This window comes from Aeromonas aquatilis, assembly GCF_054052405.1.
In genome coordinates this window covers 1-22,692 of the sequence record NZ_JBSTYP010000018.1, presented here as the reverse complement: position 1 = coordinate 22,692, position 22,692 = coordinate 1, and the positions used below count along the sequence as shown (strand labels likewise).

24 protein-coding genes and 1 riboswitch are annotated in these 22,692 nt (G+C 60.6%); of the genes, 13 read left to right on the top strand and 11 right to left on the bottom strand.

Annotated features, from left to right (window positions below; all coding sequences use genetic code 11):
• The first annotated feature begins 215 nt into the window (after positions 1 to 215).
• Positions 216 to 929 (top strand): 3-deoxy-D-manno-octulosonic acid kinase, encoded by a 714-nt coding sequence (locus ACW5W8_RS08985; RefSeq protein WP_498627451.1) that lies wholly within the window; start codon positions 216 to 218, stop codon positions 927 to 929.
• Positions 930 to 999: 70 nt separating this feature from the next.
• A complete protein-coding gene (locus ACW5W8_RS08980) occupies positions 1,000 to 1,863 on the top strand; it encodes a sensor domain-containing diguanylate cyclase (protein WP_498627450.1) in 864 nt (287 codons plus the stop codon).
• Between the two features lie 6 nt (positions 1,864 to 1,869).
• Here the strand turns inward: ACW5W8_RS08980 and ACW5W8_RS08975 are convergent, their stop codons facing one another.
• Positions 1,870 to 2,724, bottom strand: coding sequence for a carboxylate/amino acid/amine transporter (locus ACW5W8_RS08975; protein WP_498627449.1), 855 nt, complete (start codon positions 2,722 to 2,724; stop codon positions 1,870 to 1,872).
• Positions 2,725 to 2,766: 42 nt separating this feature from the next.
• Here ACW5W8_RS08975 and ACW5W8_RS08970 point away from each other — a divergent pair, with 42 nt between their 5' ends.
• Complete coding sequence (locus ACW5W8_RS08970; RefSeq protein WP_498627498.1) at positions 2,767 to 3,225, top strand: DUF6314 family protein; 459 nt, start codon at positions 2,767 to 2,769, stop codon at positions 3,223 to 3,225.
• A gap of 125 nt (positions 3,226 to 3,350) precedes the next feature.
• On the opposite strand, the gene ACW5W8_RS08965 is transcribed toward ACW5W8_RS08970, so the two are convergent.
• Complete coding sequence (locus tag ACW5W8_RS08965) at positions 3,351 to 3,512, bottom strand: hypothetical protein (protein ID WP_111808873.1); 162 nt, start codon at positions 3,510 to 3,512, stop codon at positions 3,351 to 3,353.
• Positions 3,497 to 4,396 carry a DMT family transporter gene (locus ACW5W8_RS08960; RefSeq protein WP_498627448.1) on the bottom strand — a complete coding sequence of 300 codons (900 nt, stop codon included), beginning with the start codon at positions 4,394 to 4,396 and terminating at the stop codon, positions 3,497 to 3,499. Before ACW5W8_RS08960 ends, ACW5W8_RS08965 begins: the two co-directional genes overlap by 16 nt.
• Before the next feature lie 91 nt (positions 4,397 to 4,487).
• On the opposite strand from ACW5W8_RS08960, the gene ACW5W8_RS08955 reads away from it, so the two are divergent.
• Positions 4,488 to 5,447 (top strand): LysR family transcriptional regulator, encoded by a 960-nt coding sequence (locus tag ACW5W8_RS08955; RefSeq protein ID WP_498627447.1) that lies wholly within the window; start codon positions 4,488 to 4,490, stop codon positions 5,445 to 5,447.
• Here the strand turns inward: ACW5W8_RS08955 and trpS are convergent.
• Entirely contained in the window at positions 5,426 to 6,439 is a 1,014-nt protein-coding gene (gene trpS / locus ACW5W8_RS08950; RefSeq protein WP_498627446.1) for a tryptophan--tRNA ligase, read from the bottom strand. The two genes, ACW5W8_RS08955 and trpS, sit on opposite strands and share 22 nt — an antisense overlap.
• Positions 6,440 to 6,631: 192 nt before the next feature.
• A complete protein-coding gene (locus ACW5W8_RS08945; RefSeq protein WP_498627444.1) occupies positions 6,632 to 7,069 on the bottom strand; it encodes a universal stress protein in 438 nt (145 codons plus the stop codon).
• 489 nt (positions 7,070 to 7,558) lie between these two features.
• Between ACW5W8_RS08945 and fabV the strand changes: the two genes are divergently transcribed.
• The 6 genes from fabV to ACW5W8_RS08915 all read left to right on the top strand — a co-directional run bounded on the left by fabV (position 7,559) and on the right by ACW5W8_RS08915 (position 14,620).
• Positions 7,559 to 8,746, top strand: coding sequence for an enoyl-ACP reductase FabV (gene fabV, locus ACW5W8_RS08940; RefSeq protein WP_498627442.1), 1,188 nt, complete (start codon positions 7,559 to 7,561; stop codon positions 8,744 to 8,746).
• Between the two features lie 92 nt (positions 8,747 to 8,838).
• Positions 8,839 to 9,363, top strand: coding sequence for a non-heme ferritin (ftnA, locus tag ACW5W8_RS08935; RefSeq protein WP_498627441.1), 525 nt, complete (start codon positions 8,839 to 8,841; stop codon positions 9,361 to 9,363).
• Between the two features lie 150 nt (positions 9,364 to 9,513).
• Positions 9,514 to 10,698 carry a BaiN/RdsA family NAD(P)/FAD-dependent oxidoreductase gene (locus tag ACW5W8_RS08930; protein ID WP_498627497.1) on the top strand — a complete coding sequence of 395 codons (1,185 nt, stop codon included), beginning with the start codon at positions 9,514 to 9,516 and terminating at the stop codon, positions 10,696 to 10,698.
• 81 nt (positions 10,699 to 10,779) lie between these two features.
• Positions 10,780 to 12,453 carry a LytS/YhcK type 5TM receptor domain-containing protein gene (locus tag ACW5W8_RS08925; protein WP_498627440.1) on the top strand — a complete coding sequence of 558 codons (1,674 nt, stop codon included), beginning with the start codon at positions 10,780 to 10,782 and terminating at the stop codon, positions 12,451 to 12,453.
• 129 nt (positions 12,454 to 12,582) lie between these two features.
• Positions 12,583 to 13,314 carry a LytR/AlgR family response regulator transcription factor gene (locus ACW5W8_RS08920; protein WP_033115292.1) on the top strand — a complete coding sequence of 244 codons (732 nt, stop codon included), beginning with the start codon at positions 12,583 to 12,585 and terminating at the stop codon, positions 13,312 to 13,314.
• Between the two features lie 109 nt (positions 13,315 to 13,423).
• Complete coding sequence (locus ACW5W8_RS08915) at positions 13,424 to 14,620, top strand: L-lactate MFS transporter (protein WP_019446255.1); 1,197 nt, start codon at positions 13,424 to 13,426, stop codon at positions 14,618 to 14,620.
• A 73-nt stretch (positions 14,621 to 14,693) separates the two neighbouring features.
• On the opposite strand, the gene ACW5W8_RS08910 is transcribed toward ACW5W8_RS08915, so the two are convergent.
• The 4 genes from ACW5W8_RS08910 to ACW5W8_RS08895 form a co-directional block, all read right to left on the bottom strand.
• Positions 14,694 to 15,818 (bottom strand): 5-(carboxyamino)imidazole ribonucleotide synthase, encoded by a 1,125-nt coding sequence (locus ACW5W8_RS08910; protein ID WP_498627438.1) that lies wholly within the window; start codon positions 15,816 to 15,818, stop codon positions 14,694 to 14,696.
• A complete protein-coding gene (gene purE / locus ACW5W8_RS08905; protein WP_139394789.1) occupies positions 15,815 to 16,324 on the bottom strand; it encodes a 5-(carboxyamino)imidazole ribonucleotide mutase in 510 nt (169 codons plus the stop codon). The genes ACW5W8_RS08910 and purE overlap by 4 nt, the downstream gene beginning before the upstream one ends.
• A gap of 63 nt (positions 16,325 to 16,387) precedes the next feature.
• Positions 16,388 to 16,690, bottom strand: coding sequence for a P-II family nitrogen regulator (locus tag ACW5W8_RS08900; RefSeq protein WP_005321666.1), 303 nt, complete (start codon positions 16,688 to 16,690; stop codon positions 16,388 to 16,390).
• A 4-nt stretch (positions 16,691 to 16,694) separates the two neighbouring features.
• Positions 16,695 to 17,621: a sodium-dependent bicarbonate transport family permease gene (locus tag ACW5W8_RS08895; RefSeq protein ID WP_498627436.1), complete on the bottom strand. Its 927-nt coding sequence runs from the start codon at positions 17,619 to 17,621 to the stop codon at positions 16,695 to 16,697.
• Positions 17,622 to 17,730: 109 nt separating this feature from the next.
• Between ACW5W8_RS08895 and ACW5W8_RS08890 the strand changes: the two genes are divergently transcribed.
• From ACW5W8_RS08890 to murI, 3 genes are all read left to right on the top strand, one after another.
• Positions 17,731 to 18,633, top strand: a complete 903-nt coding sequence (locus ACW5W8_RS08890; RefSeq protein ID WP_498627435.1) for a LysR family transcriptional regulator — start codon at positions 17,731 to 17,733, stop codon at positions 18,631 to 18,633.
• Between the two features lie 35 nt (positions 18,634 to 18,668).
• Positions 18,669 to 18,846: riboswitch (cobalamin riboswitch) on the top strand.
• A gap of 52 nt (positions 18,847 to 18,898) precedes the next feature.
• Positions 18,899 to 20,749 carry a TonB-dependent receptor domain-containing protein gene (locus tag ACW5W8_RS08885; protein WP_498627433.1) on the top strand — a complete coding sequence of 617 codons (1,851 nt, stop codon included), beginning with the start codon at positions 18,899 to 18,901 and terminating at the stop codon, positions 20,747 to 20,749.
• 108 nt (positions 20,750 to 20,857) lie between these two features.
• Entirely contained in the window at positions 20,858 to 21,661 is an 804-nt protein-coding gene (gene murI / locus ACW5W8_RS08880) for a glutamate racemase (protein WP_498627431.1), read from the top strand.
• Between the two features lie 7 nt (positions 21,662 to 21,668).
• Here murI and ACW5W8_RS08875 read toward each other — a convergent pair whose 3' ends face one another.
• Complete coding sequence (locus ACW5W8_RS08875) at positions 21,669 to 22,160, bottom strand: RNA recognition motif domain-containing protein (RefSeq protein WP_498627430.1); 492 nt, start codon at positions 22,158 to 22,160, stop codon at positions 21,669 to 21,671.
• Between the two features lie 224 nt (positions 22,161 to 22,384).
• A partial coding sequence (locus tag ACW5W8_RS08870) for a hypothetical protein (RefSeq protein WP_498627428.1) occupies positions 22,385 to 22,692 on the bottom strand: 308 nt, incomplete at its 5' end.

Below are 22,692 nucleotides of genomic sequence, written 5' to 3'. Positions count from 1 at the left end.
CGCACGGCTGGCAAAAAGGGTGGATGGCATTATGCAAACTCCCCTCTGGATTGTAAAATTGCGCACAATCGTCAGCTGGGATAGGCCGGGCCCTGCGCCATGACCTGTTTCTGCACGTCGTTGATTAAAGGCCACTATTGCGGGCATGCCAGAGCGGCAGCCTCATCGCCAATTGAAAAATTGCGATCCATGACCCACCGAGCGGGATCTCCACGATGCGAGTACAGACCGAACACAACCAGATCTGCTGGTATGCCGAAGGGGCCTTTCGCGACCCCTCTCCCCAGTTATTCGATCCTGCCTGGTGGCAGAACAACCGTCAGGTGGTGGGTACCTCCATCGGGCGGGGAGTGACCTGGTTCGTCAAGGATGAGTCCCGCCATCTGGTGCTGCGCCACTACTATCGCGGCGGCATGGTGGGCAAGGTGGTGCGGGATCGCTTCTGGTTCGAAGGGGTCGAGTCGAGCCGTGCCATGGCCGAATATACCCTGCTGGCCAAGTTGTGCGAGCTGGGGCTGCCGGTGCCGCGTCCGTTTGGTGCCCGCATGGTCAAACAGGGCCCCTTCTATCGTGCCGATATCCTGATCGAGCGAATTCGCGGTGCCAAGGATATGGTGGCGCTGCTTAAACAGGGGCCGGTGGCGACCGAGGTGTGGCACAAGATCGGTCAGACGGTGCGCCAGCTGCACGATGCCGGGGTCTATCACGCCGATCTCAACAGCCACAACCTGCTGCTCGATAAAGAGGGCAAGGTGTGGGTGATCGATTTTGACAAGGGGGCGATCCGCTCCCCCGGCGAATGGCAGAAGGCCAATCTGGAACGCTTGCTCCGTTCATTCAATAAAGAGTCTCAAATGCATACCAGTTTCCACTTCGTACCGGAGAACTGGCAGACCTTGATGAACGGGTATCAGGGAAAAGCGATCTGACCCTGTTGCTCGGCGTGAACGCCAATGTTACTTATTGAGCAGGTATTCAGATTCGGTTTCGAGGCGCCCCATGGAAATGCTCAAGACACCTTTGGTCGATGTGACTGCCCGGCTTGATCCGGGTCTGCTGTCTGATGCCATGACTCTGCTGGAGGCAGGGATCTGGAGCTGGTCAGCACAACAGGGACTGCGCCGTGATCCCTCCTGCCTGCGCCTGCTGGGATTGGGAGAGTGCTGGCCGGATGATCTCGGCTGGCTGGATCGGGTTCATCCCGACGATGTCGCCCGGCTGGAAGATGCCCTGCTCGCCTGCCAGAGCGGCCGCAGCAACGGTCTGCGCCTCGAATACCGCATTCTGCATCATCATGGTCACTACATCCGGCTGGAAGAGCGGATGCGTCGCGATGAGCGGGGTCATCTGCTGGGGGTCGTCCGTCACCTCGATCCCGCTGCCGTGCTGGTGGAGGGGCGACATGGCACCGATCCGCTGACCGGGCTGGAGAGTCGCAGCCGCTTCGAGCAACTGCTGGAGGAGAGGCTGTTGGCCGAGGGGGGACGTTTCAGTCTGCTGCAGTTTTCGGTCGATCACATGGTCAAAATCCAGCAACTGTTTGGCGAAGCGGCTTGCGACGCCATGCTGGCCAAGCTGGCGCGCATCGTGCGCCACGAGCTGCGGCGGGAAGATTCCTTCGCCCGCTGGGATGAGGACGGTTTTATCCTGATGCTCTCCCAGACCGAGCGGATGAGTGCGCTGGAGATCGCCGAGCGGCTGCGCCTCGAGATTGCCGATGCCAGCCTGCTGTCACAGCGGCCGGTCACCGTCAGCATCGGGTTGGTGCAGAGCCAGACCGGTGAGCAGCTCGATCACCTGCTGGCCCGGCTGGCCACCTGCCACGGTCAGGCCAGACGGGAGCACAACACCGTCATCGGCTGAGTGTGGTCAGGGTTGGCCGCGCTTGTCACGCTGGCAGACCCAGAGCGAGGCCAGCATCAGCAGGCCGCCGATGGTCAGCCGGGTCAGGTCGGTATCCTTGCCCCAGAGCAGCAGATTGACCAGCAAGCCGGCCGGAATGAGCGCATTGTTCATGATGGCCAGCACTCCGCTGGTGACCAGCGTTGCCCCCTTGTTCCACAGGAAGTAGCCGAGGCCGGAGGCTCCCACCCCCAACCAGAGCAGAATGCCCCATTGCAACCCTGATGTCGGATATTGCGGTTTGCCCAGCAGCCACCAGGCGGGCAGGGCGATCACCAGCGCCCCCAGATAGAAACAGCCAAATACTGCCAGTTGCGGCGGTTGCTCCGCCTCTCGCGCCAGCAGTACCTTGTAGCCCACTTGACCGAGGGCGAAACAGAGGTTGGCCCCCTGCACCACCAGAAATCCCAGCACATAGCTTTCGGTCAGGCCGTCGAAGCGGATGACGGCAGCCCCGATCACTGCCAGCAGGGCGCCCCACAGATAGGTGGGCTTGAAGCGCCCCTCCAGCAGGTCGTGCAGCAGGGTGACGTAAATGGGGGTGAAGATGGTAAAGACCAGCACTTCCGGCACAGTCAGCAGCAGAAAGGAGTGGTAGTAGAAGAGATACATGATGCCGAGCTGGATGGCGCCGAGGGCCATCAGCTTGGCCACCAGATCGGGGCGCAGCCAGCGGCGGCGCAGGAAGGGCAGAAACACCAGGCTGGCGAGGGCGATGCGGGTCAGCACCGAGAAGTAGGCATCCACCTGGCCAGCGAGGTAGACCCCGATCAGGCTGAAGGAGAATGACCAGAGCAGGGTGACCCCTATCAAGTAGTTCATGTGGTTGATTTATCGTCAGTTGTCAATTTTAAGGGGGCTATGATGGCCGAGATGGAAGCGGCAATCCAGCGTTTATGGGCGCGATTGCCACAGGTCGGAGCATTTAGCTTTACCGCCAGCAATGGTGAGGGGTCGGCGACCGACTGGAATGGTCGGGGTGAGGGGCGTGTGCAGGTGACCGATCATCAGGGGGGCTGGCTCTTCAGCGAGCAGGGGCGCTACACCACGCCCCATGGACGGGAACTCGCCATGCACAACCGTTTCTGGTGGCAGCGCAGCGAGCGGGGGATCCGCCTCTCCCATCTGCGTTATGATGCGCCGGTCGAACTGTTCGAGCTGCTGCCGCAAGGGGATGGCCGCTGGCTGACCGCCGAGCCGTATCTGTGCGGGGCGGATCACTATAGCGCCGAGCTGAGCGAGATAGACGGCGGTTTTCTGCTGAGCTGGCAGATCACCGGGCCGCGCAAAAATGAGCGGCTCAGCTATCGCTATCTGGTCTGATACCCGCTGGCAGGCACAAAAAAACCGGCGCAGAGCGCCGGTAGCGGGGGACAAATCGGAGGTTTTTTTAAAACAGTCCCAAAAACAGGAGAGATACACTCTCGTCACACATTCAGAGATGGACTTCAGGCATTCAGGGCATAGCTCAGCATGGCTTGCAGCTTGCTATCGAAGAACCAGGGCAGCAGTACCATCAGCAGGCCCATGATCCCGGCCAGTCGCTGGCGATACTGCCAGCCGGCAATCAGTACCAGACCACCGCACAGTGTGGTCAGGATGCCTGACATAGGGAGACCTCGCGCTGCATGCGACGCTGTTGCGCCCACTGGTTCATGGCGACCGAGCCGAGGATCAGGGCCAGGGCCACGCCGGTGGTGGGGTGGATCTGCTCGCCGAGGAACAGGGCGCCCAGCATCACGCCGAACAGCGGCACCAGATAGTTGCTGAAGGAGGCGAACGTCGGGCCAGCCTTCTGGATCAGCGCCATGTAGAGGAAGTAGACCAGACCGGTACAGAGGGTACCCAGCACGGTAATCGCGCTCAGGGCCTGGCTGCTCGGCAGGGTCAGGCTGCTCAGGTCAACCATGAAGGGGGCGACCAGCAGCAACTGGGTGGCCGAGGAGATCAGGATATTTCGGGCAACGACCACAGGGTGATCCTTGGCGAAGCGCTTGATCATCAGCAGACCGATGGCGAAGCAGCTGGCACCGAACAGGATGGCAACGGCACCGAGCAGACCGGCGTTCATGCCCTGAGAGAGTTTCGGCCAGAACAGGGTGAGCACACCGGCAAAGCCGATGATCACCGAGAGCAGACCACTTTTGGTGATTCTTTCACCAGAAATAAACAGCGGTGCAGCCAGAATGGTCACAAACGGGATACAACCCATGACCACGGCGGCGATGGCGCTATCCACATACTGTTGGCCCCAGGCGACCATGATGAAGGGGATGGTGGCATCCAGCAGGGCGATCAGCATATAGGTACGCCACGGGGTGTTTTCACTCTTGAGACGCATGAACAGGCAGAGCAGACCCAGGGTCAGGCTGCCGCACAGGGCACGACCGGCAGCCACCAGAATGGGGGGCAGCTCAGCAACGGCCTGGTGCATGAAAATGAACTGGGAACCCCACAGCAGGCCGATGGCCAGCAATAACAGATAGCTACGCATTTTAATCTCCGATGTATTAAGCCTGCGCATTCTAGGTAATCTGTTACTATGGTAAAAATGAATTGTCGGCATTCAACTATGGCTAATATCGATGAATAGCTCTCTCTCCCGCCTCGACCTCAACCTGCTGGCGGTATTCGACATGCTGATGCAGGAGCGCAACGTCACCCGCGCCGCCGAGCGGCTGCATCTCTCCCAATCCACCGTCAGTCATGCGCTGGGTCGGTTGCGGATCGCGCTGGATGACCCTCTCTTCGTGATGAGTCGACGGGAGATGATGCCTACCGAGCGCGCCAAGGCGCTGGCCGGGCCGGTGCGGCAGGCGCTGGCGATGCTGGAGCAGGGGCTGCGTCAGGCCAAAGGATTCGAACCTGCCAGCGCGCTGCGGATCTTCCGCATCGCTACCCCGGGCTCGGTGGAGCACGGACTGGTGCCGCTGCTGGTGGACAGGCTCCATCGGCAGGCCCCTCACTGTCGGCTGGAGGTGTGCGAGCTGGCCGACAGCAACTACGAGCGGGAGCTGGAGAAGGGGGAGCTGGATCTGGTGATCGGTTTTGCCGGTGCCAACCACCTCTCGCCCCGTCTCTGGCGCGAGGAGTGGTTCAGCAATCCGCTGGTCTGCCTGTCGCCCCTTGGTAGCGAGCTGCCCGATCTGCTGACTCCGGTCGAGCTGGTCAGCCGCCCCCATATCCACACCTCCAGCTGGGGCCACAGCCAGGCGATGGTGGAGCTCTGGCTGGCCCGCTTCGGGGTGGAGCGGGAGCTGGGGGTCAGATTGCCGAGCTTTATGGCGGTGCCGCCGCTGATGGCGACCGGGCGCTATCTGGTGGTGGTGCCCGAGATGATCGGGCGTCACTTCTGCCGCTACTACCCGCTGCGGATGCATCAGCTGGATCCGGAGATCCCCATCGTCTATCTGATGGCGGGCCACCCGCTGACTGCCCATGACGAGGCGATCAGCTGGTTCAAGAGCCTGCTGCACCAGCTGGTGTACGACCTCTACGGCGCCGATGCGCTCGGCACCCCGGCTCAGCGCAGCCTGGCGAAGTAATCCAGTCCCATGGCGCTCTTCACCTCCGCCAATACCTCATCGGTGATGATGCGAGCCTGCTCGGTGCCCTGATAGAGCAGTTCCAGCAGCATCTTCTTGTCGGCAATGGCCGCGGCCCGGCGCTCCCGCATCGGGGAGAGCAGGGTCTGCAGGCAGTCGTTCAGCACCTGCTTGCAGCGCATGTCCCCCAACCCGCCGCGCTGGTAGTGCGCCTTCATCTCGGCTACTAACGCCTTGTCGGGGTGGAAGGCATCGAGATAGGCGAACACCGTATTCCCCTCCACCTGACCCGGATCGCTCACCTTGAGGTGGTTGGGGTCGGTATACATGGCGAACACCGCCTGTTTGACCTCTTCCGCCGACATGCCGAGTTCGATGGTGTTGCCGAGGGATTTGGACATCTTGGCCTTGCCGTCGATGCCGGGCAGGCGGCCGGTGTCGCTCAGGATTGGTTGGCATTCGGTCAGCACCTCTTTGCCTACCAGAGAGTTGAAGCGGCGGACGATCTCGTTGGTCTGCTCCAGCATCGGCAGCTGATCTTCCCCAACCGGCACGTGGCTGGCGCGAAAGGCGGTGATGTCGGCGGCCTGACTCACCGGATAGACCAGAAAACCGGCCGGCAGCGTGCGCTCGAACCCTTTCTGCTGGATCTCCGCCTTGACGGTGGGATTGCGCTCCAGCCGGGCGACGCTGACCAGATTGAGGTAGTAGCAGGTGAGTTCGGCGAGGGCGGGCAGAGCGCTCTGCAGGCAGAAGGTGGTCTTGGCCGGGTCGAGGCCGACTGCCAGATAGTCGGCCATTACCTCCAACACGTTGTCGGTCACCTTGGCCGGATTGTGGCCGTTGTCGGTCAGCGCCTGCAAGTCGGCGATCATCACGAATTGACGGTAGTGGTGCTGGGCGTCGACCCGTTGGCGCAGGGAGCCGACATAGTGGCCGATGTGCAGTTTGCCGGTGGGACGATCGCCAGTCAGGATTACGGGGTTGTGCATGTCACTCTCTCCAGTTGGGTGAGCCGGGAGGCGACAAAGGGATAAAAACAGTTGACCGCCTCTCGGCGGTCACGGTGTTTTCTTTGGGAAATTTACAATAGAAACGCGGTGCCGCCTGTTTAGGAGCAGCACCACCAGTAGTTGTGATTGAATGTGGTCATGTTCATAGCAAATCAAACTACGCCGGTTTCATTACTTCTGCAAGGGGACGACCAGCAGATCGCAGGGCACGGTATTCATCAGCTGACGGGCGCTGGAGGTGAGCAGGCTCCAGAAGCTCTGGCGATGGCCGCACACCAGCAGGTCGATCTCGTACTCCTTGACCGCCTGATTGACCCGCTCGCTCAGATCGCCGCAGATCACCAGCTTCTTCTCGATGGGGTAGTCCACCGAGGCGAGGAAGGCCTCCAGCTTCTCTTTCGCTTCGGTGATCACCTGATCCTGCACGTTGTCGATGTCGATATCGATCATCTCGGTGTAGAGATCCTTGAGGTCCACATCGACATGGATAACCGACAGCTTGGCGCCGTTGGAACGGGCTCTGTCCACCGCCTTGTCGATCACCTTGCGGTTATCTTCAGAGAGGTCGATCGCGGCCAGAATATGCTTGTAATAAGTTGTTCCACTCATGGGATATCTCCTTACCGATCCTTCACTCCACTATACCCATCTCTGCTGAAACTAAAATGGTGTCGTAGGCACAGTTTCGGGATTTAAATGAGTTTAATTTTTAACGTCGGAGGGTTGGCCACTCAGTATTGACCATTATTTGTCTATAAATTAAACAGGAGTTTGAAGCCGATCACACCCTTTGGCTTGCCCATGAAAGGGGAGAGGCATAGGATGGGCCCGTGCTTCGCAATGAACACAAAACAACAAAAAGCATCTGAATACCGCTTTGGGGAGCCACGTGCTCCCTTTTGTTTATCCGCCTCATTTCCCGCTGCTTTTCTGACTGATAGCGATCCGGCATCAAGTTAATCTCCTTCGATTTGGTTATGCTGTAGCCAGTTTCTTTGGAGGCCTTCCCATGATCATTCATCCCCAGATTCAAGAGTGGGGTGGGGTTGCCCGCCACGGTCGTCCTTCATATCGTCTTGATGTATTGGAGATTCATTCATGATCATTCATCCACAGATCCAGGGTTGTGTTGCCCGCAACTGTCACCCTATCGGCTGTCGCGCCGCCGTGCAGCAGCAGATCGAACGGATCAAGGCTGCTGGCCCGTTCAACGGCCCCAGGCGGGTGCTGGTGCTGGGGGCCTCCTCCGGTTTCGGGCTGGCGTCACGTATTGCGCTCGCCTTCGGTGCCGATGCCGACACCATTGGCATCTCGTTCGAGCGGGGCCCCTCCGACAAGGGGCTGGGCAGTGCCGGTTGGTACAACAACATCTGGTTTCGCAAGGAGGCGGAGCAGGAGGGGCGCATCGCCATCAACCTGATCGGTGATGCCTTCTCCGACGGCATGCGCCAGCAGGCCATCGACACCATCCGCCAGCAGCTGGGGCAGGTGGATCTGGTGATCTACTCGCTGGCGAGCGGTATCCGGGTGCTGCCAGATGGCACGCAAGTGCGCTCTGTGCTCAAGACTACTGGCCAGCCGTTCAGCGGCTGGGGGCTGGATCTGGAGCGCGATACCCTGGTGCAGCAGTCGCTGGCGCCCGCCACGCCGGAGGAGATCCGCGATACCGTCACCGTGATGGGGGGCGAGGATTGGCAGCTCTGGATGCAGGCGTTGCAGCAGGCGGATTGTCTCGCCCCTAGCGCGCAGACCGTCGCCTACTCCTACATCGGTCCCGAATCCACCTATCCCCTCTATCGGGATGGCACCATCGGTTATGCCAAGGAGCATCTGCACGCCACCGCCGAGACCATCAATTTGCAGCTGGCCGAGATTGGCGGCCATGCCTGGGTGTCGGTCTGCAAGGCGCTGGTGACCAAGGCGAGCGCCTATATTCCGGTGCTGCCGGTTTATCTGGGCCTGCTGATGGGGGTGATGAAAGAGCGCGGCGTACACGAGGGCTGCATCGAACAGATGCAGCGACTGTTTGCCGCCAAGATGTACGGGCCCAATGGGGTGGTGGCCGATGGCAGCCGGCTGATCCGGATGGATGACCACGAGCTCGACCCGGCCATTCAGGCCGCCGTTTCGGCGCTCTGGCCCAAGGTGACGCCGGACAATTTCCACGCGCTGGGGGACTTTGCCGGGCTGCGGCAGGATTTCATGCAGCTCAACGGCTTCGAGCTGTCAGGGGTCGATTATGCTGCGCCGGTGGATGTCGCCTCCCTTGGTGAGCTGACCCCCTGAGCTGAAAGAAACGGGATCTCCCTCTCGTTGGCGGGTTGATTCGTGACGGGAGTGTGGCGACAATCGATACCAAATCACTGAGGAGAAACAAGATGCTGGCCCAAGCCATGATCGAGAAGTTGAACGAGCAGATTAACCTGGAGTTCTACTCCTCCAATATCTATCTGCAGATGAGCGCCTGGTGTGAAGACAAGGGCTTCGAGGGTGCGGCGACCTTCCTGCGACAGCATGCGGTCGAAGAGCGTCAGCACATGGAGCGTCTGTTCACCTATGTGAGCGAGACCGGTGCCATGCCACGTCTGGGCGCTATTGATGCCCCTCCCCACGAGTTCAAGTCGCTGGGGGATGTATTCCGTACCACCCTGGAGCACGAGTATCACATCACCAAGTGCATCAATGGTCTGGCCCATGTAGCTTTCACCACTCAGGACTACTCCACCTTCAACTTCCTGCAGTGGTATGTGGCCGAGCAGCATGAAGAGGAGAAGCTGTTCAAGAGCATCGTCGACCGTCTGGGTCTGGTGGGTGAAGATGGCAAAGGCCTCTACTTCATCGACAAGGAGCTGGCCGAACTGGCCAAGGGCGCCCCTGCCAGCATCATGGACAGCAACGCCTGATAGTCGTGGACACTTAGTGTTCAGCCAGTACAATAACGGCCCTTTTAAGGGCCGTTGTTTATTCTGGTGGGCAGCCACTATGGTTGTGTTCCGCCAGAGGCAATCACGGTTCTGGCCAGGTGCCGTTTCTATTTTGATAAGTGAGTGATGATGAAGCAGGTCGATGTGGTGGTGATCGGGGCCGGTGCGGCCGGATTGATGTGTGCGGCGCAGGCGGGCTATCGGGGCCGCTCGGTGCTGGTGCTCGACAATGCCAAGAAGCCGGGCCGCAAGATCCTCATCAGTGGCGGTGGCCGCTGCAACTTCACCAACCATCAGGCAGGTGCTCACGCCTACCTCTGCGCCAACCCGCACTTCAGCAAGTCGGCGTTGGCCCGTTACACCCAGCAGGACTTTATCGATCTGGTGGATCGCCACGGGGTCAACTATCACGAGCGCACTTTGGGGCAGCTGTTCTGTCTCGAGAGCGCCAAGGATATCGTCGATGTGCTGCTCACCGAGTGTGACTGGGCCGGGGTGACCCTGCAGTTCCAGACCGAGATCCTCACCGTCAGCAAACAGGACGAGGGCTTCGTGCTGACCACCAGCAAGGGGGAGATCGGCTGCCACTCGCTGGTGGTGGCGACCGGCGGCCTCTCCATGCCCAAGCTGGGGGCCACCCCGTATGGCTTCAAGCTGGCGGAGCAGTTCGGCCTCAAGGTGCTGCCGACCCGCGCCGGTCTGGTGCCATTTACCCTGCATCAGGCGGAGAAAGAGGCGTTTGCCGATCTGGCTGGCATCAGCCTGCCGGTCGCGGTGACCGCCGAGGATGGCACCCGTTTTAAAGAGGCGATGCTGTTCACCCATCGCGGCCTCTCCGGCCCCGTTATCCTGCAGATCTCCTCCTACTGGCATGCCGGCGAGAAGATCCATATCAATTTGCTGCCGGAGCTGGATATTCCGGCCGCCCTGCGCGAATGGGCGCAGGCGCACCCGGCGCAGGAGCTGAAAACCGTGCTGGGGCGCGAGCTGCCCAAGCGCTTCGTCGACAAGCTGGTGGAGCTGGGCCAACTGGTCAGCAAGCCGATGCGCCAGTACAACGAGCGGGAGCTGGAAGCGGTGGCCAACCTGCTGGGTGACTGGCAGATCCTGCCCAACGGCACCGAGGGGTATCGCACCGCCGAAGTAACCCTGGGCGGCGTCGATACCAACGAGCTCTCCTCCAAGACCATGGAGGCGCGCAAGGTGCCCGGCCTCTACTTCATCGGCGAAGTGGTGGATGTGACCGGCTGGCTCGGCGGCTACAACTTCCAGTGGGCCTGGTCCTCCGGCTGGGTGGCCGGTCAGTACTGTTGATGTCACAGGGGCTGGTTTATCCGGCCCCGATTTATTGGTCAGGGTTAGGGTGATCGGTCGGGTTGCCGCAAGGGGGCGCAGATGCTTGAGAATCAGATGATGTTGTTGGCGGTGTTCGAACGGGCGGCGCTGATGCTGATGACCCTCTTCTTTCTGACTCGCACTAGGCCGTTCCAGCGGCTCTTCCAGAAGCGGGATCACACCCCGGCCGAACTGGTGCTGGTGGCGGCCATCTTCTGCCTGTTTGCGGTGTTCAGTACCTACACCGGCATTCCGGTAGAGGGGGCGCTGATCAACGTGCGGATCATCGCCATCATCTCCGGCGGCATCCTGTTCGGCCCCTGGGTCGGCATTCCGGCCGGGGTCATCTCCGGCCTGCACCGCTACCTCATCGATATGGATGGTCACACTTCCATCCCTTGCCTTATCGCCAGCATCATTGCCGGCCTGCTCGCCACCTGGCTGCACCTGCGCTGCCGCAAGTCGCGGCTCTGGCTCTACGGCATTCTGGCGGGGATGCTCTGCGAAGGGCTGACCATGCTGCTGATCTGGCTGCTGACCGAGCCCCACGAAGTCGGGGTGGAGATTGTCAGCCATATCGCCTATCCGATGATCGCCGGGGCGCTCTGCATCGGCCTTATCATCAAGCTGGTGCAGGATCTGGATGACGAGAAGGAGCTGATTGCCGCCAAGCAGGCCAAGTTGGCGCTCGATATCGCCAACAAGACGCTGCCCTTCTTCCAGAACATCGACCGCCACTCCCTCAGTCAGGTGTGCGATGTGATCCGGCGCGACATCAGCTCCGATGCGGTGGCCATCACAGATACCCATGACGTGCTGGCCTATGTCGGAGTGGGCAAGGACTATTACGAGCTGGATGAGCACCACGCCATCAGCGGCATGACCCAGCAGGCGGTGCTGCTCGACCAGATCATCATCAACAATGATCTGCGCCAGTACCACCTCTCCGATTTCCACTCGGTCATCATTATTCCGCTGCGGGAAAACGGTTCGGTCAGCGGCACCCTCAAGATCTACTACCGCCGCACCCACAGCATCACCAGCTCGCTGCGAGAGATGGCGGTCGGCCTCTCCCAGCTCATCTCCACCCAGATGGAGGTGTCGCGCATCGAGCAGCTCAAGGAGATGACCCGCAAGGCGGAGTTCACCGCGTTGCAGAGCAAGATCAACCCGCACTTCCTGTTCAATGCCCTCAACGCCATCTCGTCGCTGATCCGCATCCGGCCCCAGCAGGCGCGCCAGCTCATCGCCAATCTGGCGGATTATCTGCGCTACAACCTCAACAAGGGGGATGAGCTCATCGACATTCAGGAGGAGCTGCAGCAGGTGCGCGACTACGTGGCAATCGAGCAGGCCCGCTTCGGCGACAAGCTGGAGGTGGTATTCGAGGTGGACGACGTGCACATTCAGGTGCCGAGCCTGCTGTTGCAGCCGCTGGTGGAAAACGCCATCCTGCACGGCATCCAGCCCCGCAGCGCGCCGGGTCGGGTCACCATCGAGGTGAAGCAGCTGGCGGGCGGCATCCGGGTATCGGTGCGGGACACCGGTTACGGCATCAGTCAGACGGTGATCGACGGGGTGGCCGCCGGTCGGGTGGAGAGCCGCAGCATCGGCCTGATGAACGTGCATCAGCGGGTCAAGCTGCTCTATGGCGATGGTCTGCACCTCAAGCGGCTGGAGCCGGGTACCGAAGTGAGTTTCTATCTGCCGGATCAGGAGTCGATGCCGTGCTGAGTGCCATCATGGTTGAGGATAAGTGTGTGCCGCGAGAGGTGTTGTCATGCTGAAAGCGATCATTGTGGAAGACGAATGTTTGATTCGTGAGGAGCTTGCCTCTCCTGTGCTTCTTCAGGGGGCAATGTCATGTTGAAAGCGATCATAGTGGAAGATGAGTATCTGGCCCGCGAGGAGCTGATCTATCTGGTGAATCAGCACAGCCAGATCGAGATAGTTGCGAGTTTCGAGGACGGGCTGGAGGCGTTCAAATACCTGCAGGATCACGAGGTGGACGTGGTGTTTCTGGATATCCAGATCCCCTCCATCGACGGCCTGCTGCTGGCCAAGAACCTGCACAAGTCGAGTCACCCGCCCCACATCGTCTTCGTCACCGCCTACAAAGAGTTCGCGGTGGAGGCGTTCGAGCTGGAGGCATTCGACTACATCCTCAAACCCTACAACGAGCCGCGCCTCATCAGCCTGCTGCAAAAGCTGGAGCAGGCGGGCAAGTCGCAGGCGGGGCAGGGGAGCGAGCCGGGGGCAGCGCAGAATCGCACCGTCAATCTGGTGAAGGGGGAGCGCATCATCGTCACCCCCTGCGAGCAGATCTACTACGCAGAAGCCGACGAGAAGCTCACCTATGTCTATACCCGCGATGATCGCTACGTGATGACCATGACCATCAGCGAGTTTGTCAGCCGGCTGCCGGCCGAGGGGTTCTTTCGCTGCCACCGCTCCTACTGCGTCAACATCAACAAGATCCGCGAAATAGTCCCCTGGTTTAACAGCACCTACCTCATCCGGCTCCATGATCTGCCGTTCGAGGTGCCGGTCAGTCGCAGCAACATCAAGGCGTTCCGTCAGCTGATGCGGCTCTGATTGTCATTCATTCCCGTCGATCTGCATTTCATGCCTTAATCGATCGGCGCGAACTGCGTCTTGCCTATAGTGGCCTCAATTTCCTTAAGGCCATCGACCGAGACGCATCATGACCAAAGAGATGAACCGCACCCGGTACCTGACACTGATCGGTACCATCATCACCCAGTTCGCACTGGGTTCTGTCTACACCTGGAGCCTGTTCAACGCCCAACTCTCCGACAAGCTGGACGAGCCGGTGAGTCAGGTCGCTTTCGCCTTCGGCCTGCTCAGCCTGTCGCTGGCGGTCGCCTCCTCCATGGCGGGCAAGCTGCAGGAGCGATTCGGTGTGCGCAACGTGACCCTGGGCGCAGGTGTGCTGCTCGGCATCGGCTTCTTCCTCACTGCCCATGCCAGCAATCTGGCGATGCTCTACCTCTGCGCGGGCATTCTGGTCGGTTTTGCCGACGGTACCGGTTACCTGATGACCCTCTCCAACTGCGTGAAGTGGTTCCCGGAGCGCAAGGGGCTGATCTCCGCCTGTTCCATCGGTGCCTATGGCCTCGGCAGTCTCGGTTTCAAATACATCAACCTGCTGCTGCTCTCCAGCTCCGGCCTTGAGACCACCTTCCAGCTGTGGGGGCTGATCGCCATGTCCATGGTGCTGGTGGGCGGCATGCTGATGAAGGATGCGCCCAAGCAGGCCGCTTCCGTACAGCAGAGCGAGAGCCGTGACTTCACTCTGGCCGAGGCGATGCGCAAGCCACAATACTGGATGCTGGCGCTGATGTTCCTCACCGCCTGCATGAGTGGCCTCTACGTCATCGGCGTGGCCAAGGATATCGGCGAGAAGATGGTGGGTCTGCCAGCAGTGGTGGCTGCCAATGCCGTCGCCATCATCGCCATGGCAAACCTGGGTGGCCGTCTGGTGCTGGGTATCCTCTCTGACAAGATGTCCCGCATCCGGGTCATCACCATCGCCCAGCTGATTACCCTGGCGGGCATGGCGCTGCTGCTGTTCGTGCCGCTCAATGCCAACCTGTTCTTCGTGGCGGTGGCCTGTGTGGCGTTCAGCTTCGGCGGCACCATCACCGTCTACCCCTCGCTGGTGAGCGACTTCTTCGGTCTCAACAACCTGACCAAGAACTACGGCGTTATCTATCTGGGCTTTGGTCTGGGCAGCATCATCGGCTCCATCGTGGCCTCCCTGTTTGGCGGCTTTATGGCGACCTTCCACCTGATCCTGGTGTTGCTGGTGGTGGCGCTGGTGCTCTCCCTCACCATTCGCCTGCCGGCTCCCGTGGCGCTGACTACCGAACGGGCCTGACAAGCCTCCCTGCCACAGCAAGCAATAACAGAGACCCGGGCCATGCCCGGGTCTTTGCATTTCCGATGGTCAATCAGCGTGGCGCTAGCCCCAGCAGCTGGCGGGCCTGACTGCAGGTCTCCGCCACCGTTGGCCACTCGTCGCCGGAGATGGTTATGTGACCCATCTTGCGGCTGGGGCGGGGTTCTCCCTTGCCGTAGAGGTGCAGATGCACACCGGGCAGTGCCAGCAGGGCGGCCCAGTCTGGCGTGCCGTTTTGCCAGAGATCCCCCAGCAGGTTGATTAACAGGGCGGGGCGCACGGCGATCTGCTCTGGCAGCGGCAGATCGCACAGGGCCCGTACCTGCAACTCGAACTGGCTGCATACAGCGTTGTCGAGGCTGGGGTGACCCGAGTTGTGGGGACGGGGTGCCAGCTCGTTGACCAGCAATCTGCCTTCCACCAGAAAGAACTCCACCGTCAGCACCCCGACGTAATCGAGGGCGGCAATCAGTCGCTCAGCGATTCCTTTGGCTTCGCGCTCCAGCGTTGGCACATTGGCCGGTGAGCGGGTCTGATCGAGGATGCCGCCGCTGTGCCAGTTCTGCACCAGTGGCAGGGCGCTGATGGCGCCGCTCGGGCTGCGGGCCAGGGTCAGGGCAAATTCCCCCTCCAGCGCCAGCCGTTGCTCCAGCACGCAGGGCACGCCACTGGCTGCCAGCGCCGTCGCCAGCTCATCCAGGTCGCTCACTTGCCACTGCCCCTTGCCGTCGTACCCTTCGCGGGCCGTTTTGAGAATGGCGGGCAAGAGTTCGCTGGCCTGTGCGGGGATGGGTTCTTCCGGCAGTAGCGCCAGATAGGGGGCGACCGGGATGTCAGCACCGCACAGAAAGGCTTTCTCCTCGCGCCGATCCTGACAGATGCGGACCGCGCTGGCGGCCGGGCGCACCGGCTTTTGTTTTTCGAGCAGGGCGAGGGTGGCGGCGGGCACATTTTCGAACTCGCAGCTGATGGCATCGCAGCGGCTGGCCAGCTCGACCAGTGCCCCAGTGTCGTCATAGGGGGCGACAATATGGTGATCGGCGGCGGCACCGGCGATGCTGGCCGGGTCGGGATCCAGTACTACTACCTTGTAGCCAAGGCGGTGGGCGGCCATCACGAAGTAGCGGCCGAGCTGGCCGCCTCCCAGCATGCCGAGGGTGGCAGGTGGCAGGATCATGTCGGCTCCTCCAGTTGCAGTGCCAGCACCCGATCTCGCTCGTGGGTGCGGAAGTCGTCGAGCTGCTGCCGGTAGCGGGGGGCGTCGCCGTCTTGTGCAACGGAGAGCAGAGAGACAGCAAACAGGGCGGCGTTGGCAGCCCCCGCCTCGCCGATGGCGAAGGTGGCGACCGGTACTCCCTTGGGCATCTGCACGATGGAGAGCAGGGAGTCCATCCCTTTGAGATGGCGCGAGGGGATGGGCACCCCCAGCACCGGAAGAGTGGTCTTGGCGGCGACCATGCCCGGCAGGTGGGCGGCGCCACCGGCTCCGGCGATGATGGCGCGCAGGCCGCGCTCGCGGGCAGTGGCGGCATACTCGAACAGCAGATCCGGGGTGCGATGGGCCGAGACCACCTGCGCCTCGTAGGGCACGCCGTGCTCCTTGAGGATGCGGGCGGCGGCCTGCAGCACGGGCCAGTCGGAGTCGGAGCCCATTACCAGGCCGATCAGCGGAGGGGTGTTCATGTGTATTGGTTCCTTGCTGTTAAACGTTTGCTTTTGCTAAACAAAAAGAGCCGGCAAGCCGGCTCAGAATTTCTCGGGTCGCACGATTTCGACCGGTTGCAGAAAGGCGATCATGGCGTAGTCGGGGTAGTAGCGACTCTGCAGATGGGCCAGCAGCCGCTCCGCCTGCTCCCGGCTGCAGATCGCCTCCAGCCGGATGTTGCCGCTCTCGCTCCAGCTGGCGTTGCGCTCGCCATGATCCCCCCGGCCGCGGGCATCCGTAATGGTGTAGCCGCGCAGTCCCTCGCGGGTGAGGGTGCGCAGTAGGGTCGGCTCCAGATTGGCTTCCGTGATGACGGTCAGCAGGGTGCGGGTCTCGGTCTGCATGTGGCTACTCCGTGAAGTGGCGGGCCCAGCTGTGGTAGAGCGGGATCCCCAGCATGATGTTGAACGGGAAGGTGACCCCCAGCACGGCGCTGAGGGACAGCCCCGGGTTGGCCTGAGGCAGGGCGATGCGCAGGGTGGCTGGTACGGCAATATAGGAGGCGCTGGCCGCCAGGGTGGCCAGCAGGGTCAGGCCGCCGAGAGAGAGCCCCATCAGCTGGCCAGCTGCCAATCCCAGTCCCGCCGAGGCGAGCGGCATCAACAGGGCGAAGCCGAGCAGGAACAGGCCGTGGCGGCGCAGATCCTGACACTGGCGGGCGACGATGAGGCCCATCTCCAGCAGGAACAGCGCCAGCGCCCCCTTGAACAGGTCGACAAACAGCGGTTTGAGCGGGGCAATCCCATCCGGCCCGGCCAGATAGCCGATGGCCATGCCGCCCAGCAGCAGAGTTACCCCTTTGCCGAGGAAGGTCTCGTGGGCCAGCATGCGCCAGCGGGTCTCGCGACTGATGCCGCGGGCCAGCACTATGCCCACCAGAATGGCCGGGATCTCCATCACCGCGAGGAAGATGGATAGCTGGGATTCAAAGCTGATGCCCCGTTCGGTCAGCCAGTTCACCCCGACCGCAAAGGTGGCGACGCTGACCGAGCCGTAGTGGGCAGCGGTGGCGGCGGCATCCACCCGGTTCATCTTGAGGCGCAGCACGGCAAAGCCGAGCAGGGTCTGCACCACGCCGAGCAGGATCACCAGCGCAAGTTGCGGCAGCAGGGGCAGCAAGGATTGCTGGGCCAGACCGACGCCGCCCTTGAGGCCGATGGCCAGCAGCAGAAAGAGGGAGAGGGTGTCGTAGAGGGCGGGCGGCAGCTTGAGCTCGGAGCGCACCAGACCGGCCAGCAGACCAAACAGAAAGAAGAGAACAACAACGTCCAGCATGATGGCTCGCAGGGCAGTTCAGATAATGGTTGCATGCTAGAGCCCGCAATGTTTCGATAAAATCAGATTCTCGTTGATGGTTGTTCGGTAAAAACTGATAAGGAACGGCATGCTCAACTACAAACAGCTCTACTACTTCTGGCATGTGGCGCGCAGCGGCAGCGTGACGCAGGCCGCCGAACAGCTGCACTTAACGCCGCAGACCATCAGCGGTCAGGTCGCCGAGCTGGAGCAATCCCTCGGGGTGGCGCTGTTCAACCGGGTGGGGCGGCGTCTGGTGCTGACCGCTGCCGGGCGGCAGGCGCAGGAGCAGGCGGGGGCGATTTTCTCGCTCGGTGCCGAGCTGGAGCACACCTTGCGCCACGCCAGCCAGGAGCTGACCATGCAGGTGGGGATCGCCGATTCGGTACCTCGCACCCTGGCGTTTGAGCTGCTGGCTCCCGCCATGGCGCTGGCGACGCCGCTGCGGCTGGTGTGTCATGAGGAGCGGGCCGAGCAGTTGTTCAGCGAGCTGGCCCGTCACAAGCTGGATATGGTGCTGATCGATCGCCCGCTTCCTCCCGACAGTGGTGTACGTGGCTACAACCACGAGCTGGGGCGCACTCCGCTGGCGCTGTTTGCCAGCCCCGAGCTGGCGGCGCGGGTGCGGGACGGCTTTCCCGCCTCGCTGGAGGGGTTGCCGCTGCTGATCCCCGGAGAGAAGTCTGCCACCCACGATCGGCTGCTGGAGTGGTATCGCCAGCAGGGCATTCATCCCCATCTGGTGGGGCAGTTTGATGACTCCACCCTGATGAAGTCGTTCGGCAAGGCAGGGATGGGGATCTTCCCGGCGCCGCTGGCAATGGCTGACGAAATTGGCCGCCTCTACGGAGTAGAACGGATTGCCACTCTCACTGACATCACCCTCTCTTATTATCTGGTCTCTGCAGGGCGCCATCTTTCCCATCCGGGGGTTCGGTCGGTGATGGAAGGGGCTCACCAGAAGCTTGCTGCGCTAACGGGTAAAAAATAGAAATCTGGATGGCTATACATCCGGTTTTGCTCTGCCTATAATTCTCCCGCTTTGGCGCATCATGCTTAATAGGGAATCCGGTGAGAATCCGGAGCTGGCGCGCAGCGGTAAGGGGGAACGAAGCGACATCAGGGCACTGCCGTCAGGCGGGAAGCCGTCGCCGTAGGCTATCAGCCCCCGAGCCCGAAGACCTGCCAGAGTTCGTATTTCGGGCCGAGAGAAACCGGCCACGAAGTAGATACTTACGCGAACTTAAGGATCTCTCATGTCGAAGAAATTTCTGGCGGCTGCCCTGTTGCCGACGGCGGCGTTTGCCCAGCAGCTGACCATTCCCGTCAATCCCACCATGGTGGTGACCGCTACCCGCGTCGCCCAACCTGCCTCCAGCGTACTGGCCCCGGTCAATGTGGTGACCCGGGACGAGATCGATCGCCTGCAAGCCCAGACCGTGACTGATGTGGTCAAGACCCTGCCCGGCGTGGAAGTGGTCAGCAATGGTGGCCGCGGCCAGATGAGCTCGTTGCGGGTGCGTGGCGGCACCTCTTCCCAGACACTGGTGCTGGTGGACGGGGTGCGCAGTGCCTCTTTGACCGCCGGGATGACCGAACTGAATAACCTGCCGCTCAATCAGGTGGAGCGCATTGAATACATTCGTGGCCCACGCGCCACCATTTATGGTTCTGATGCCATCGGCGGGGTGATCAACATCATTACCCGCCCCGACAAGGGGACCAATCAGCACAAGTTCAATATCGGTGCCGGTTCCCATCAACAGCGCCAGGCTGCTTTCAGTAGCGCCAGCCAGGTGGGCGAGGCGGGTCAGCTCAAGGTGGTTGGCGGTTTTGATGATGAAGAGGGTTACAACGTACACCCCTTGCCCGGCATCAACGATGGTGACCGTCACGGGCATCAGGGCTACAACGCCATGCTCGATTATCAGCAGACGCTCGGCAGCAACTGGGATCTGTTCGGTACGACCCGCTGGTTCCGCAATGTGGCCCAGTATGCGGGGTCTGATGCAAACTATGCGCCGCATCGAGCCGAAACGTGGACTGAAAACCAGAGCTATCAGCTGGGGTCGCGCTATCACGATGATCGCTATCTGAGCGAACTGCGCGGCGCCTTCTCCAGACAGGATGCCTACGACTATCTCGACAATAGCGGCCGTGATCAGGCCAATAATCGTGGCTATACCCGTCAATACAGCCTGAACTGGGTCAACAGCCTCAAGCTGAACGAGCTGTGGACGCTCGGCGGCGGTGCTGACTGGCAGCGCGACATGCTGGACGATCGCTCGCGCTCTTCTGGCTCCCCCTATCCGGCAGGGGCCAAGGAGCGGGACAATACCGGGGTCTATGCCCTGGCCCAATTCGACAACCAGACATGGCAGGGTGAGCTGAGCGGGCGCAGTGATGACAATGAACAGTACGGGCGCCACAACACCTGGCAGACTGGTGCTGGCTGGCGTTTTGCGGAGGATTACCGCCTGAGTGCCCGTTACGGCACCGGTTTCCGCGCCCCCTCCTTTAATGATCTCTACTATCCGGGGTTAGGCAATCCCAACTTGAAGCCGGAAGAGTCGAAGAGCAGCGAGCTGATGCTGGATGGTCAAACTGCTGGTGTGGAGTGGCGAGCCACCGGTTATCGCAACGACTTCGAACAGATGATCCAGTGGGCACCCAACAGTCAGGGTATGTGGACACCACAAAACGTTGGCAAGGCGCGCATTGAAGGGGTCGAACTGGAAGGGGTGTTCGACACCGGCTGGTTGAGCCATAGGGTCTCTGCCGAGTACAAGGATCCCAAAGACAAGGTGACTGACAAGCAGTTGCAGCGGGTCTCCCGCAAAGGGGCCAAGTGGATTACGCAGGCGCAGTGGCAACAGTTTGATGGCTCGTTGAGCTGGATCTATCAGGGAGAGCGCTATGACGACGTGGCCAACACCACCAAGCTGGGTGGCTACAGCGTGTGGAATCTGGTTGTCGGCTACAAGGTCACCCCGGCGCTCAAGGTATCGGGCAAGATCAACAACCTGCTGGATAAGGAGTATCAGACTGCGGTGGGTTACCCTGCCGATGAGCGCGCTTATTACATGACAATGGATTACTCACTCTAAGCCGGACCCGGCCAAGTGGAAAAATCAGGGGCCCTGCCATTGGCAGGGCCTTTTCTATTGGCGGCAGGCGGGAGTATGATCGCCGCCTTGCACCAAAGGGGAGCTCAAGTGGCCAATATTCTCGTGTTTGATTCCGGTATGGGTGGCCTGACCATCTACCGCGAGATCCGTCGCGTTCTGCCGGCACACAACTATTTCTACTGCTTCGACAACGCCAACTTCCCCTATGGTGAATTGAGTGAGCCCGCCCTGATTACTGCATGTTCCCGCTTGGTGACCACCATGGTGGCCCGTCATCATATCGATCTGGTGGTGATTGCCTGCAACACGGCCAGCACCATAGCGCTGCCGGCCCTGCGTGAGGTGCTGGATATTCCCGTGGTGGGGGTGGTGCCCGCCATCAAGCCCGCCGCCGCACAGACTCGCAACGGTTGTATCGGTCTGCTGGCCACGCCGGGCACGGTCAGCCGCGACTATACCCACGAACTGATCGCCCAGTTTGCCCCCGGCAAGCGGGTGCTGCTCAAGGGCACCACCGAGCTGGTCATAGAAGCCGAACACAAGCTGGCGGGCCTGCCGGTCAATATGGCGCTGCTGCGCGAGGTATTGGTCGACTGGCTGGAAGGGGAAGAGCAGCCGGATACGCTGGTGCTCGGTTGCACCCACTTCCCGCTACTCAATGAAGAGATAGGGCAACTGATGCCGCAATGCCAGCTGATCGACTCAGGCAGTGCGGTTGCCAAACGGGTGGCCTGGTTGCTGAGCAATGGCGGGCATGCCACCGTGCAGCCTGTACATATAGAAGAGGTGATTGCCAGGGCTTACTGTACCCGGCTGGATGGGGAGGCCCAAAAACTGACAGCCCCCTTGCAAGCATGGGGGCTGTCATCACTGGAAGAGGTGGGGTTCTGACGAGGGATCAAGCCTCGACTTCACCACCCTCCTTCTCCTCTTTGTCTCGTTTGTCGTTCGCTTCGCGTACCTTGAGGGTTCGCTGCTGATACTCTTTGTCATTCAATGCGGCAATCGCCTTGGCAGCATCGGCAGCAGGCATCTCGACGAAACCAAATCCTCTGCGCTTGCCGGTTGCCTTGTCCTTCATCAGGCGTACGGAAATTACCTGGCCCTGTTCGGCAAACAATTCGCGCACGGCAATCTCGTTGGCGCGATATGGCAGGTTGCCTACATATAAGGTGCAAGCCTCCTGATTGGCGATCGCTTCGGCTGCATTAGCCGGGGTTCTTTTCAGGAGCAGCGGTACCACAAAACCGCCAATCGCCAGACCTGCTGCAAAAATGACTTCCGCTTTCAAAGAGAATTGCAGGGCCTGGGCAACCAGGTAGCCAACCACTGCCAATACCAGAGCAAGGATTGCGGCCTGCATATAGACGGGAAACTTGGATAAATTCATCTTAAAAGACCTTTTGTAAATGAAAGCAAAAAAGGTGCAACACTGTATTCACCTCCATGGTAACCAGCTTTCCTGATTGGCGCTACCATGGTCCACTCGGAAGAGGTTATCGGCTCCAGTATGGCACTCCCAAAGGCTCTGGCGGCGATATAAATGACGCTAAAAGGGGAGTGAAACAGCTGGATTGTGGATAACCTTGTATATATACACTGAATAAGCTGTTTCTAATTGAATAATTTGAAATTTTCGTGATTTTCTTCAAAAAAACTATTGTCATCGTGGCGCGGCTCCCTATAATGCGCCCCTACCAGCACGGCGGAACACGCCTGACTGATGAGCCAGCTTCCTAGCGAAGTGGGCGCCGAAAGAAAAGCGAAAACAATCGCTTGACTTTCGAAGCGAGAAGCGTAATATACGCGCTCCTCAGCGCGACAAGCGTGACGCTCTTTAACAATTTGAATCAAGCAATCTGTGTGGGCACTCACAGCATCGAACATCAAAAACAATTTTTGATTTTCAATGTCTGGTGAAG

Coding starts and splice junctions, on each gene's coding strand:
- ACW5W8_RS08895 (WP_498627436.1), bottom strand. CDS start 17,621: ATGCTGGACGTTGTTGTTCTCTTCTTTCTGTTTGGTCTGCTGGCCGGT.
- ACW5W8_RS08930 (WP_498627497.1), top strand. CDS start 9,514: ATGAAGCAGGTCGATGTGGTGGTGATCGGGGCCGGTGCGGCCGGATTG.
- ACW5W8_RS08875 (WP_498627430.1), bottom strand. CDS start 22,160: ATGAATTTATCCAAGTTTCCCGTCTATATGCAGGCCGCAATCCTTGCT.
- ACW5W8_RS08955 (WP_498627447.1), top strand. CDS start 4,488: ATGAATAGCTCTCTCTCCCGCCTCGACCTCAACCTGCTGGCGGTATTC.
- ACW5W8_RS08890 (WP_498627435.1), top strand. CDS start 17,731: ATGCTCAACTACAAACAGCTCTACTACTTCTGGCATGTGGCGCGCAGC.
- trpS (WP_498627446.1), bottom strand. CDS start 6,439: ATGCACAACCCCGTAATCCTGACTGGCGATCGTCCCACCGGCAAACTG.
- ACW5W8_RS08975 (WP_498627449.1), bottom strand. CDS start 2,724: ATGAACTACTTGATAGGGGTCACCCTGCTCTGGTCATTCTCCTTCAGC.
- ACW5W8_RS08970 (WP_498627498.1), top strand. CDS start 2,767: ATGGCCGAGATGGAAGCGGCAATCCAGCGTTTATGGGCGCGATTGCCA.
- ACW5W8_RS08910 (WP_498627438.1), bottom strand. CDS start 15,818: ATGATCCTGCCACCTGCCACCCTCGGCATGCTGGGAGGCGGCCAGCTC.
- ACW5W8_RS08985 (WP_498627451.1), top strand. CDS start 216: ATGCGAGTACAGACCGAACACAACCAGATCTGCTGGTATGCCGAAGGG.
- ACW5W8_RS08980 (WP_498627450.1), top strand. CDS start 1,000: ATGGAAATGCTCAAGACACCTTTGGTCGATGTGACTGCCCGGCTTGAT.
- ACW5W8_RS08945 (WP_498627444.1), bottom strand. CDS start 7,069: ATGAGTGGAACAACTTATTACAAGCATATTCTGGCCGCGATCGACCTC.
- fabV (WP_498627442.1), top strand. CDS start 7,559: ATGATCATTCATCCACAGATCCAGGGTTGTGTTGCCCGCAACTGTCAC.
- ACW5W8_RS08900 (WP_005321666.1), bottom strand. CDS start 16,690: ATGCAGACCGAGACCCGCACCCTGCTGACCGTCATCACGGAAGCCAAT.
- ACW5W8_RS08920 (WP_033115292.1), top strand. CDS start 12,583: ATGTTGAAAGCGATCATAGTGGAAGATGAGTATCTGGCCCGCGAGGAG.
- ACW5W8_RS08960 (WP_498627448.1), bottom strand. CDS start 4,396: ATGCGTAGCTATCTGTTATTGCTGGCCATCGGCCTGCTGTGGGGTTCC.
- ACW5W8_RS08885 (WP_498627433.1), top strand. CDS start 18,899: ATGTCGAAGAAATTTCTGGCGGCTGCCCTGTTGCCGACGGCGGCGTTT.
- purE (WP_139394789.1), bottom strand. CDS start 16,324: ATGAACACCCCTCCGCTGATCGGCCTGGTAATGGGCTCCGACTCCGAC.
- ACW5W8_RS08915 (WP_019446255.1), top strand. CDS start 13,424: ATGACCAAAGAGATGAACCGCACCCGGTACCTGACACTGATCGGTACC.
- ftnA (WP_498627441.1), top strand. CDS start 8,839: ATGCTGGCCCAAGCCATGATCGAGAAGTTGAACGAGCAGATTAACCTG.
- ACW5W8_RS08965 (WP_111808873.1), bottom strand. CDS start 3,512: ATGTCAGGCATCCTGACCACACTGTGCGGTGGTCTGGTACTGATTGCC.
- ACW5W8_RS08925 (WP_498627440.1), top strand. CDS start 10,780: ATGCTTGAGAATCAGATGATGTTGTTGGCGGTGTTCGAACGGGCGGCG.